This window comes from Mesorhizobium sp. BHscii (assembly GCF_053848065.1).
In genome coordinates, this window is sequence record NZ_JBSPKW010000009.1 from 135,956 (window position 1) to 148,305 (window position 12,350).

Here is a 12,350-nt window from a genome sequence, read left to right on the forward strand (position 1 = left end):
CTCATTCGTCCGCCCTAGGCGCCTCGGCGTCGGCGCGAATGAGCTTGATATCGGCCCCCGCCGCCCAGGCACCGATATCTTCCCGGCGCAATGCCGCCGCCATCATGTCCGGAAACAGATCTGGCGTGCAGGCGAAGACCGGAATGCCAAGCGCCGCAACCGAACCTGCCATGGCCGGGTCATAGCCGGGCCGGCCCTGGTCGGTCAGCGCCAGAAGCACGACGACATTGACGCCGGATCGAACCAGCGCCGCCAGCCGCCGCAGCAACTCCTGGCCATTGCCGCCCTCATAGAGGTCGGTGATTAGCACCAGATGCGACTTGGTTGGCCGCTCGATACGGTCGGCGCAGTAGGCGACGGCCTGGTTGATATCGGTGCCGCCGCCAAGCTGCACGCCGAACAACACTTCGACGGGATCGCTGAGTTCCTCGGTAAGGTCGACGATGGCCGTGTCGAAGCAAACGAGCTTGGTGCGCACAACGGGCAGCGAGGCCATAACCGCTGCGAAGATGGAGGCGTAGATCACCGAGCTTGCCATCGAGCCGGACTGGTCGACGCAGAGAACGACTTCGTCGAGATCGATCAGCCGGCGCTGCTTGCGCATGAAACCAACCAGCTTCTCCGGCACGATAGTGTTGTGCTCGGGCTGGTAGTGGCGAAGGTTCGCCGAGATGGTGCGCTGCCAGTCGATATCGCGTGCACGCGGGCGGTTGGTGCGCCTCGATCGGTCGAGTGCGCCGCGTATCGCCTCGGCGGTTTTCTGCTCCAGCCTTTGCATAAGCTTGGCAACGATATCGGCGATGATCGTGCGGGCGATGTCCTTTGTCCTGGCCGGCATGACCGAGCGCAGCGAAATCAGGTCGGCGACGAGGTTGACGTCGGCCTCGATCGCTTTGAGGAATTCCGGCTCCATCAGCATCTGCTTCAGGTCCAGCCGTTCGAAAGCGTCCTTCTGGACGATCTGAACGACCTGCGCGGGAAAGAAGGACCTGATATCGCCCATCCACTGTGCAACGCGCGGCGCCGAGCGGCCGAGTCCGCCGCGCCGCTTGCGCGGGTCGCTGGCTGCGCTGTCGCCATCGCCGTAGAGAGCATCGAGCGCCGCCGAAAGCCGTTTGTCGTCGCTGGAAAGCGACGGCGATGCCTCATCGGCGGCGCCGATCGCCAGGCGCCAGCGGCGCTCCCTTCCGCCATCGGCTGTGAGTGGGCCGGCCTCGTTCATTTCGCCCTCGTCATCCATTGCCGTTTCCTCCCGTGAGCAATGGTCCAAGCAGCTCCAGGTGTCGGCGCCACGCCTCGCCGCCATCCGGCGTCGGCGTCAGGCCGGCCGGCAAGCGCGCGGCGCGGCCGAGAACTGCCTCGATCAGCCGCCGGCGCTCCATGCTGTCCAGATTGGAAAAGACGCGGCGCAGCAACGGCAGGTGCGCGATGAAAGCATCTTCGTCGAGCGATTTAAGCCAGGAATCGACAGCGCCGCGCAGACCTTCATCATAGATCAGCCGTTGACCGGCTGTGCTGAAGAAGCCCTCGAAGAACCCTGCCGCTTCAGCGACCGGCGTGCCCGGCGACAGGCGTCGCCCGAGCAGCCCGGCCGCGGCTTCGGCGGACAGCCGGCCGGCTTCGTAGAGCAGGTGCGCGGCGCATCCGGCCAGCAGCGCCGTCGACCGCGACCCCTCCAGCACGGCAGCCAGCCCGTTGCGCCATCCGTTCAGCACGTCTTGCCCGGGCTCGATCAGCCTGATCGCCTCATCGGCCTTGCGCATCGCGCCAACCAGTGTCGCGGCCGCCTGCTCATCCAGATCGCGTGCCGCATAGGGAAGCGCGATCGCAGCTTCGACGATCAGCCGCTCCATGAGGCCGGACAGCCGGTTCGTTTCCGTTTTGCGGGCCTCGCCGTAGCGGATGATGTCGGCGAGCGGCGGCATCGACGCCAGAATCTCCAGGCATTCGCTGCTGCGCGCCGCTCGCGCCTCCAATGCCGCGAGACCTGCAGTCGATGCTTCCGACAGGCCTGCCGTGATGGCGCCCTGCACCAGTGCCGCAAGCGTATCGAGGGTCGCTGCGGCTTCGATCATCTGGATCAGGCGGCCGTTGGCAGCTTTTTCGATGGTCGGCCCGTAAATCAGGTTCTCCACCAGGCGAACTGCATATTCCGGCTCCCAGGACAGGATCCACCGCTCGCGAAAGGTGCCGCGGCTACGACCGGCGTCCGTCAACTTGCCCCAATGCACACCAAGCACGTTCAGCCGATGCAGCAATGTCGAGCGAAACAGCCCGCTGTCGCTTCGCAGGTCTACGGATAGTTCCCGCTCCAGCGCTTCAGGCTTCAGCCGCGCCGCCTTCTGGTTGCGCTGCAGATCCTCGATCAACGGCGCCAACGGCGTGTCGGGTGGAATTTCGCCGACGTCCGCACCCAGAAGCAGCTCGGCCTCGACCAGGGCCCACAGCAACGCTTCGCCATTGAACAGAGCCGCAATTGCGGCGTCGCGCAATTCCTCAAACCCGGGTTTCGGCCGCTCGCGAATCGCGGCGAGCGTGCGGGCGAGCCGCTCCGCTTCGATCAGCGCAGCGGTCGAGACCAGGTGACCCTTCACCCGCAGCACCGCTGCAATCATTGCAAGCCACAAGGTTGCTGCATCGCGCCGGCCGCGCGTGCGCCAGAGATGCTTGCACCAGCCGGGTGCGACGACGCCCGCGCCATAGCCGTAGCCCAGCGCCAGACGCGGTCCCGTCCACGGCGCCCATGTCATCGTGCTCTTGCGCCTTGCAATCCCCTTGAGCAGGGCTTGATCGTTTTTTTGCGTGTGTGTCGCCTGCAGTGCCGGCACATGCCACGCCCCGCAGACGACGGCGATAGGTCCGTCGAATTCATTGCGCGCCGCCGCGATTTCGAACCGCATATGCGCTTCGCGCTGGGCCTCGAACTGCGCGATCGAGCCTTCACCATCCCTTAGCGCCATCATCGCGTCGGAGATGGCGGCGAATATGGGGCCTGGTTCCGGATTCTGCTCGATGATGTCCGACCACCAGCTTTCGCCATCCTCATAGCCGGCGGCGTGGGCCAGCGTGCCTATCGGATCACGCCGATGCGGAGCCACATCATCACGCCCGCTTGATTCCTTCGCTCGGTCAGTATCGACTTTTTCCGCGCCGTCGACCGCCGCTTCCGAGAAGCGCGCCGACGACGGCAGGTCGATGAATCGCAAAGCCGCCTTCTTGCCCACGGCCCAAAGGACCGCCTGATATTCGGGCGAGAACTCGGCGAAGGGCCAGAAGCTTGTCGAAGCCGGATCCTCCTCCGGATAGCAAAGCAGTGCCACCGGCGGCTGCATTTCCGGGCGGGCCAGCAAGGGCAGCAGCGCGGAGGCGTCGATCGGCCCCTCGATCAGCACGGCGACCGGCTGCAAATCCTGCAATGCCTGCGCGAGGCTGTCGGCGGAGCCCGGCCCGTGATGGCGTATGCCGAAATAGGCGATGTCGCCCTGTCCCACGGCGTCAGATCGCTGCGTTCAAGGCCGCGTAGTAGCCGGCATAGTCCGGCCGCTTCTTCAGCACTGTTTCCAGGTATTCTTCCAGCACGACCTTGTCCTGTACCGGGTCTTTCACGATCGCGCCGACAAGGCTGGCGGCAAGACCTTCGGCGCCGAGCTTGCCGCTGTCGAACCACGCCGCCTGGCTAAGCCCGCCAACCATCGTCGCGATCGCCTCGGCGGTCGACAGCGAGCCCGAAGGCGTCTTCAGCGTCACCTTTCCGTCGGCGGTCGCACCGGAGCGCAATTCACGGAAGATGGTCAATACCCGGGCTATCTCCTCGCCGACATTTTTCGGCACCGGCAGGTCGAGCCCGCCGGCCATCTCATCGACCCGTTTGGAGACGATCGCCACCTCTTCAGCCATGTCTTCCGGCAAGGGCAGAACGACGACATTGAAGCGACGCTTGAGCGCCGAGGAGAGTTCATTCACACCTTTGTCTCGGTTGTTTGCCGTGGCGATGATGTTGAAGCCGCGCTGGGCATAGATCGATGTGTTCAATTCCGGGATCGGCATCATCTTTTCTGAAAGCACGGTGATCAGCGTGTCCTGCACATCCGACCCCATGCGCGTCAGTTCCTCGAGCCGGCAGAGCTTGCCGGTCTGCATGGCGCGGTAGAGCGGCGTCGGCACCAATGCTTCCTGGCTCGGGCCCTTTGCCAGAAGTTGCGCATAGTTCCAGCCATAGCGGATCTGGTTCTCGTCGGTGCCGGCCGTGCACTGCACGATCAGCGTCGAGTCACCCATGATGGCGGCGGCGAGATGTTCAGACACCCAGGACTTGGCCGTTCCGGGAACGCCGAGCAGCAACAGCGCGCGGTCGGTGGCGAGCGTTGCCACCGCGGTCTCCATCAATCGGCGGCGACCGACATATTTTGGCGTTACCGGCGTGCCGTCGCCGGCCTTCCCGCCCAGCAGATAGGTCAGCACAGCCTGTGGCGAGAGGCTCCAGCCGGCAGGCTTTTGCCTGTCGTCACCGCGCGCCAGCGCCTGCAATTCAGAGGCATACGCCTGCTCGACCGGGAGACGGATGGCAGCGTTCATATCTATTCTCCGGATTGATCATGGGTCGGTTCTAGACTGATGTTCGGCCAGCGCCGCGTTGAGACGCACGACGCTGAGTGATGGGGCCGCGGGCGGCATGCCGGCTGCGACCACCTCGTCGATCAATTTTGCCGCTGTGGTCGCTGTGGCAAGAAAGCCAAGCGATTCCAGTATATCGTCGGTGCCCCGCCGCACGGCTTCGTCGTTTCCCGCAACGGCGGAACGCAACCCCGCAAGAGCCGACCCATTCGAGAGATCGTCCCATTCCAGCCAGCCAGCATCAATGCCTTCCGCAAGATTGATCGCGCTGAGGTAATTTGCTTGCTTGAGGATCAGCCGGACGAGGGCTCGTTTTCTGCGACTGTCCAGGCGCGGCGTGAGGTGCAGTACGAACAGCGCCGGTTTGCCGCCATCCGCGACAAGTGTATCCGCCATCTGCGTCACCGCAGCGTCGCTGCCTGAAGCGGCGACCATTCGTGCGATTAGGATGTCAGCGTTGTTGTCGGTGCCGAATTGCCAGGCTCCTATGAATTCGGGTTCCGTAGTGCCGAACCGTGCGGCAAGGTCGACCAGATTGCAGGTCTCGAACAATTCGGCGCGGCGCTTTTCCTGCGCTGGGGATTTCAGTTTCGCCGGCGTGTAAGTTGTCCGGCGGCGGATGAAGCCGGATTTGCCTTCGCTGATGAAGGCGGCGAGTTCGACTGCGGGGTCATCCGCCCCGCCTTCGCTTAAGTGGCCGTGCTCTCCCAGCCTTGCCAGCAGCCGGCCAGCCAGTTCGCGCACCTTGCCGGACCTGTCGGCGGAGAGGCTTTTAAGGAACGGCGCGTCCTCAGGATTCAGGTCGAAGCGCATGAGTTCGATGAGCGCAAGCCTGACCTCGGCCAGCTCGCCCGATGCCTTGGCCTCGATCAGCATTCGAGCCGAAGCTGATTCAGTGCGTCGCATGTTTGCCAGCGCGATGCGTCGCGCGGCGGGATAGAATTCATCCCAATTTTCCGCCGTCAGTTTCTCTAGTGGGGCATGTCTCTCCCCGTCGAAGCTTGCTTGCCAGTCGATCCAGGGAGCGTAGACGTCCGGACTGTTCTGATCCGAGGGCATCCAGTCCATCGGATGGAGGACAAAGCCGCGGCTGGCGACAAGCGTCACCACGCGCGTCTTGCGTCTCGCGTCGACGGCGTGTTTCAGAGCGGCTCTCAACAGCGGCCGCAATCGCTCCGGCAGCATAGGGAGCGCAAGCCTGGGCAGCGGGGGACGGCGCTTGAGTGTGTTCGGCGCCGCAGGCCGCAGGGCGACGTCGAGCGCTTGTGCTGCGATTGCAAGGAGTCGGCGCTCCTGCTCGTCGGGACTTGCACCGCCGGCGATCGTCTTCCAGGCGGTCGGAGCCAAATCGAAAGCGGCGCCGCCGGTGATCCAGCAATCGCGCATTGTCGCCAGGCCTGTTTGCTCGCCCTCGTTCACGACAGGTCAAGCCTCCCGAACCCGCTTTGCGCCGCCAGAAGGTCAAGCCGGGCGCCATCCCAGAGCGCTGCCGTGGCGGCAAGGTCGAGGCCGAGCAATGTTTGATTTACCGCGCCTGCGATCGGCAAGGCGATCCCTTGCGGATCATCCGCGGCCTGCCACCAGCCTGTGCCCCGGTCGTCGACCAGGATCGCACCAGGCGGCAGCATGAGAGGACAATCGGCAATCCAAGGTGCAGAGTCCTGATAGGAAGCATGCGTGGCGAGTGGGTCCTTTGCAGCGCCGAAGCTGAAATCAGGCCACGCGCCGGATATCACTTCACCCATGCGCTCCGCCACCAGTGCGCGGAGCGGCTTGCGTGATGGATAGAAGACCAGCCGGGCATCGAAACGATCGCCCGGAGCAAAAGCGTTGGACCGGCGTCCGGCAGAAGCCGGAAAATAATCGAGCAGCACGGCAAATTGCGGGGTAGTGCTCTTCAGATCAAGCAGCCAGGTCGAATGGCTGACGAGACCGTCACGGCGGCTCTCGATTTTCTCGCCCAGAACTTCCCAGAAGCTTTCGACCTGTCTTGCATCGGGATTGGCCAGAACCTGTTCGCGGGTCTCAGACGTCGATACGAGGCGCTTCAGCTCGGGATCGTCAGGCGCGGACCGCCACGCCTTGGCCAGCAGCACAAGCTTGCCGAGCTCGCGGATCGCCGCATCCGGTCTTTCTTCGCTGCGTAGCGCCATCAGCCGCGATGGGATCTCGTCGATGCGACCGGCAAGCGCGGTTGCCTTCATGTCGACCAGCCGCGCAGCAATCCGGCGGCAACGGTCGCTGCTGCCGTCGATAAAACCCGAAAGGCCAAGCCGCAACTGGTCGGCGATCCATTGGTCGAGTTCATCTAGCGCCGCCGACACTGCTTGTCGTGTGTCTTCCGCCCGCTTTCGCTGCGCTGCCTCACGACGCTCCACCGCCGCAACGTCTTCGACCACAGCGCTCTGGTCCGTCCGTGCGGCTTCATCGATGCTCTTGGCTGCCGCGCCGGATGTCGATTGCGCTGGCGGTGGCGTCGTCTTCCTGCGCCGGCCGAGCCAGTCATTCACCCATTCCGGTATCGATTCAGCGGCTGCTAAACTGGCTGGCGCAGTGGCGGCAATCCACATCAGGGCCAGCGTGTGCTTGCACGGGAATTTTCGCGATGGGCACGTGCATTTGTAGCCGTGGTCGCCTGTGTCGATCACCACCCGATAAGGATTGGAGCCGGAGCCCTGGCATTCACCCCAGATGAGCGCCTGCTGCTCATTCTTTTCCAGCCGCGGCCAGCTCGATCGTTTGGTTAGCTTGGAGGCGGCGCTCAGCGACGCCTGATCGGGGGCAAGCGCCTCGATGGTCTTCAAATCGAATTCCAAGCCGCGCCCCTCGTGACTCGAACCAAACGCCTGTCGCCGGATAGATAGCCGTTTGTGAAGAATTATTGTAGCTCTCGTGAAGCGAAGATCGATACTTCTCGATCTTATTCTTATGCGGCCGAATTCACCTGATCCGCAAGCGCGGTCCACCGCCATTTCGGCAGGCAGAGGATTTTCAGCAAAACGGCGTTTGGCGTCGGCCAGCCCAGTTGTGCGCTTAGTGGACGGGAGCAAGTTAGCAACCCATGCAACTGGTTCGCTGGAGCGAGCCGTTCAGCCTTTGCCCTTCAGGTCGACAGGCCCGACACTTCAACGGGCGCTAACCTGCACGATCGCGCTCCAGCGGGCTGAATCTTTTTGGCGCCTTTTTGTGCGATTTGAACGGTGCGGTGCTTGACTCCTGCAACGCCTTGTGAAAAATTTTGCACCAGCTGATAAAAATATCTCAGGGCGGAAATGGTTGGTTTTGGAAACGGCCTCCTGCGCGACGATGAAACCAGTATGGCGACACGTGCCGCCTGGCTTCATTATGCTGGCGGCCTGACCCAGTCGGAGGTTGCCAAGCGACTTGGCCTGACCAGCCTCAAGGCGCATCGCCTCATCACCAAGGCCAATCAGGAAGGGCTGGTCAAAGTCTATATCGATGGCGAAGTCTCGGAATGCGTCGCGCTTGAAGATGATTTGTCCAGCCGCTACGGCCTCGATTATTGCGAGGTCGTCCCCGACTTCGATGGCGAAGACTTGCCGCTCAAGGCGCTTGGCATTGCCGGCGCGCAGTTCCTCAAGCGTGAAATCGAACGCGGCGAGGACACGCTGATCGGCGTCGGTCATGGCCGCACGCTTGCCGCCTGCGTCGAATATCTGCCGCGCATATCGGCCGAAAAGACCCGTTTCGTTTCGCTGCTTGGCGGCCTGACGCGCAAGTTCTCGGCCAATCCGCACGACGTCATTCACCGTCTGGCCGAACGGACCGGCGCGGAAGCCTATGTGATGCCGGTGCCGATGTTCGCCAACACGGTTGAGGATCGAACCGTGCTGCTCGGGCAGAAAGGCATCAGCGAGGTCTTCGATCTCGGCAAGGCCGCCGGCCTGCTCATTGCCGGTATCGGCACCGCCGAGCGCGAGGCGTCGCTGGTCGCCACCGGCATGATCGAAAAGGGTGAAATGGAGGAGATCCGCCGCAAGGGCGGCGTCGGCGAACTGCTCGGCCATTTCTTCGACGATGCTGGAAAAGCGGTCGAGACGACCCTTTCCAACCGGGCGCTGGCGCTGGCGCGCGAAGACATCAGCAATCGCAGGATTGTCGCCGTTGCCGGCGGCAAGGTGAAGGTTCGTGCCATCAAGTCGGTGTTGGAGGGCCGCTATCTCAAAGGCCTGGTCACCGATGAGCGGACGGCGCGATCACTCGTGGAGCAGACGCCGGTCGGGTAGCCGGCAACCATTCGATTGAAACTACCCTGTGGAGGAGAAGACAAATGCATGAGAAAGAGAAAGACCTGATCGACGCGTTCCTGCGCGGACAAGTCGATCGTCGTGGGCTGATCAAAGGCCTCGGCGCAATGGGCCTTGCCGCCGGCACTGCCGGCACGCTGCTCAATCTGGGGCAGACCCGCGCACTGGCGGCGGATTTCGACTGGCAGGCGCACAAGGGCAAGACCATCAAGCTCTTGCTAAACAAGCATCCTTACGCCGATGCGATGATCGCCAACCTTGAAAACTTCAAGAAGTTGACCGGCATGGAGGTCGTCTACGACGTCTTCCCGGAAGACGTCTATTTCGACAAGGTCACCGCTGCGCTGTCGGCCAGCTCGCCTGAATACGATGCCTTCATGACCGGCGCCTACATGACCTGGACCTACGGCCCGGCCGGCTGGATCACCGACCTCAACGAGTGGATCAAAGATCCGACCAAGACCAACGTGAACTATGCCTGGGACGACTTCCTGCCCGGTGTCAGGAAGTCCTGCGCCTGGAACGGCCAGCCCGGCGGAGTGCTCGGCTCCGATGACGCCAAGCAGTGGTGCATTCCGTGGGGCTTCGAACAGAACAACATCACCTACAACAAGGGTATGTTTGACAAGGTCGGCGTCGGCGTTCCCGGCAATATGGACGAGATGGTCGCTACGGCGGCCAAGCTTACCAAGGATGTCGGTGGTGGCGTCTACGGCATCGGCGTGCGCGGCTCGCGCTCCTGGGCGACGATCCATCCCGGCTTCCTCTCGGCTTATGCCAACTTTGACCAGAAGGACCTGAATGTCTCGGCCGACGGCAAATTGTCGGCCGCGATGAACACCGCCGAATCCAAGGCCTTCCACAAGCAGTGGGTTCAGATGATCCAGGAGAGCGGCCCCAAGGACTGGTCGACCTATACCTGGTATCAGGTCGGCACCGATCTTGGCGCCGGCGCCTCGGCGATGATTTTCGACGCCGACATCCTCGGCTACTTTATGAATGGCGGCGACAACAAGATGGCAGGCAAGCTCGCCTTCTCCGCCTTCAAGGCCAATCCCGCCGCCAAGGCGCCGACGCCCAACATCTGGATCTGGTCGCTGTCGATGTCCAATTTCTCGAAGGATAAGGACGCCACCTGGTACTTCATGCAATGGGCATCCGGGCCCGAGCATGCACTGTTCGGCGCGACCAAGATGGACTTCGTCAATCCGGTCCGTCAGTCGGTCTGGAACGACGAGATGTTTCGCGAGAAGCTGAACAAGAGCTACCCGGGTTATGTCGAGATGTTCGACGTCTCGGCGCCCGGCGCCAGCATCAAGTTCACACCGCAGCCGCTGTTCTTCGATCTCACCACCGAATGGGCGGCGACGCTGCAGAAGATGGTGGCCAAGGAAGTGCCCGTCGACGAAGGCATCGACATGTTGGCCACCAGCATCGATGGCCAGCTCAAGGAAGCCGGGCTCGGCTAAGTCCTGGCGAACGGCTGGCCCGCTTTGCGGGCCAGCCGGCCATTCCACTGCGAAGCGGCGCCTGGAGCATCGGACCCAAAAGTGGAAACCGGTTTTGGGAAAATCCGATGCTCAAACACTGGCGGTGCCGCCACTCGCCCAACCGGCCGCCTAGCTCCCTGGGCGGTCGGCAGGGCGAAGCAACAGAGATGATGGAACAGCACGATGACTGCGGCGACCATGCAAAGAAACAAGCCTTCCGGCTTCAGGATCAGCAAGAGGGTGTTGCCTTATGTGCTTAGCCTGCCGGCCTTGCTCGTCTGCATTGGTATCCTGATCCCGTTCTTCACATCGGTCGTCTATTCGTTCCAGCGCTACCGGCTGAGCCAGCCCTGGGCGCGTCAGTTCAACTGGGGCGACAATTACATCTCTTTTTTCACCGACCCGAAGTTCTGGAACACGCTGGAGATATCGCTGCTCTATGCCGGTATCACCGTCCTGCTCGAACTGCTTCTCGGTCTCGGCATCGCCATGCTCTTGCAGAAGCGCTCGACGTTGAACAACTTCATCTCGATCATGCTGCTGATGCCGCTGATGACGGCGCCGGCGCTTGCCGCGCTGATGTGGAAGCTGATGACCAATCCCGGCTTCGGCGTGCTGAGCTATCTCGCCAGCCTGATCGGACTGCACGATTTCCGCTGGGCCTCGTCGCCGTCGACCGCGCTTTTCACCGTGATCCTTGTCGACATCTGGGTCTACACGCCCTTCATCATGATCCTGCTGCTTGCCGGCCTGCGCAGCCTGCCGACGCAGCCCTTCGAGGCGGCAGCACTTGACGGCGTGCCGAGGAGTTTCGTGTTCTTTCGCATTACCTTGCCGATGCTGATGCCCTACATCCTGACGGCGACGCTGTTCCGTCTGCTTGATTCCATCCAGCAGTTCGACATCATCTATGCCATGACCCAGGGCGGTCCGGGCGACACGCTGACCGTCTTCCAGGTCGAGGCCTATCTCAACTTCTTCCAGTCGACCAATGTCGGCCGCTCGGCAGCGCTGATGATCATCCTGTGGGCAATCACCTATTTCCTCTCGAATATCTTCATCAAGAATTGGCTGCGGCTGCGCGAACGCGCCCGCGGCCAGGCATAGGAGGCTGAGATGGAACACACCTCGCTTCTCGAACGCATCCTGCGCGGCATAGCGCTGACACTGGTCGTGATCTTCTTCATGTTCCCGATTGTCTGGATCCTAATGATGTCGTTCCAGACCAACGAAACCATCTTGCGGATTCCGCCACAGCTTGTCTTCAAGCCGACGCTGGCCAACTACACCGCGCTGATCACCGGAAAGCTGACGACGGCGGCCGGCACGCTCGACATCGCCTTCATGCGCAACCTCTGGAATTCGGTGTTCCTGTCGGTCACCTCGGTCGCCGTCGCGCTGCTGCTCGGCGTTCCGGCGGCCTACGCCTTTGCACGGCATAAGTTTCGCGGCTCGGAAGACATTGCCTTTACGCTGCTCTCGTTCCGGTTCGCGCCCGCGCTGCTGGTGCTCCTGCCGCTCACCCTCTATTTCCAGAAGCTTGGACTGGCCAACACCTATATCGGACTGATCTGGGTCTATCAGCTGATCTGCCTGCCGCTGATCCTATGGATCGTGCGCGGCTATTTCGAGGACATCCCGGCCGACATCGAATATGCCTATCGCATCGCTGGCCATTCCTGGTTCGCCACCTTCCGCAAGATCGCGCTGCCGCTCGCCGGCCCGGGCATTGCGGCTGCCGGCCTGCTCGCATTCATCTTTGCCTGGAACAATTTCGTCTTCGCGCTCGTGCTCGCCTCGGCCGACAAGCAGCCGGTGACAGTCGGTGCGCTGGCCTTCATCACCTCCTCCGGCATCCAGTATGGCCAGATCTCGGCGGCGATCGTGCTTTCGATCACGCCGACGCTGGCGCTTGCCCTCTATGCGCAGCGCTATCTCGTCGAAGGCCTGTCGCTTGGCGCGGTAAAGGGATAGTTCT

Annotated in this window: 9 protein-coding genes; 4 read left to right on the plus strand and 5 right to left on the minus strand. The window is 62.5% G+C overall.

The window, feature by feature from the left end:
- Nucleotide 1: 1 nt before the first annotated feature.
- The 5 genes from ACWTU7_RS15055 to ACWTU7_RS15075 are packed head-to-tail and all read right to left on the minus strand — an operon-like array spanning nt 2 to nt 7,430.
- On the minus strand, nt 2–1,240 hold the full coding sequence (locus ACWTU7_RS15055; RefSeq protein WP_455838973.1) for a VWA domain-containing protein: 1,239 nt from the start codon (nt 1,238–1,240) through the stop codon (nt 2–4).
- Entirely contained in the window at nt 1,233–3,491 is a 2,259-nt protein-coding gene (locus tag ACWTU7_RS15060) for a DUF5682 family protein (protein ID WP_455838974.1), read from the minus strand. Before ACWTU7_RS15060 ends, ACWTU7_RS15055 begins: the two co-directional genes overlap by 8 nt.
- Before the next feature lie 4 nt (nt 3,492–3,495).
- Entirely contained in the window at nt 3,496–4,575 is a 1,080-nt protein-coding gene (locus ACWTU7_RS15065; RefSeq protein WP_287336526.1) for an ATP-binding protein, read from the minus strand.
- An 18-nt stretch (nt 4,576–4,593) separates the two neighbouring features.
- Nucleotides 4,594–6,033, minus strand: coding sequence for a DUF5691 domain-containing protein (locus tag ACWTU7_RS15070; protein WP_455838975.1), 1,440 nt, complete (start codon nt 6,031–6,033; stop codon nt 4,594–4,596).
- On the minus strand, nt 6,030–7,430 hold the full coding sequence (locus ACWTU7_RS15075; protein ID WP_455838976.1) for an SWIM zinc finger family protein: 1,401 nt from the start codon (nt 7,428–7,430) through the stop codon (nt 6,030–6,032). The genes ACWTU7_RS15070 and ACWTU7_RS15075 overlap by 4 nt, the downstream gene beginning before the upstream one ends.
- Before the next feature lie 456 nt (nt 7,431–7,886).
- Between ACWTU7_RS15075 and ACWTU7_RS15080 the strand changes: the two genes are divergently transcribed.
- The 4 genes from ACWTU7_RS15080 to ACWTU7_RS15095 all read left to right on the plus strand — a co-directional run bounded on the left by ACWTU7_RS15080 (nt 7,887) and on the right by ACWTU7_RS15095 (nt 12,346).
- Nucleotides 7,887–8,861: a sugar-binding transcriptional regulator gene (locus ACWTU7_RS15080; protein WP_095518157.1), complete on the plus strand. Its 975-nt coding sequence runs from the start codon at nt 7,887–7,889 to the stop codon at nt 8,859–8,861.
- Between the two features lie 44 nt (nt 8,862–8,905).
- Nucleotides 8,906–10,351, plus strand: a complete 1,446-nt coding sequence (locus ACWTU7_RS15085) for an ABC transporter substrate-binding protein (protein ID WP_095518158.1) — start codon at nt 8,906–8,908, stop codon at nt 10,349–10,351.
- Between the two features lie 204 nt (nt 10,352–10,555).
- Nucleotides 10,556–11,479: a carbohydrate ABC transporter permease gene (locus ACWTU7_RS15090; RefSeq protein ID WP_455838977.1), complete on the plus strand. Its 924-nt coding sequence runs from the start codon at nt 10,556–10,558 to the stop codon at nt 11,477–11,479.
- A gap of 9 nt (nt 11,480–11,488) precedes the next feature.
- The gene (locus ACWTU7_RS15095) at nt 11,489–12,346 is read left to right on the plus strand and encodes a carbohydrate ABC transporter permease (protein WP_095518160.1); all 858 of its coding nucleotides are present in this window, start codon (nt 11,489–11,491) and stop codon (nt 12,344–12,346) included.
- The last annotated feature ends 4 nt before the right edge of the window (nt 12,347–12,350 follow it).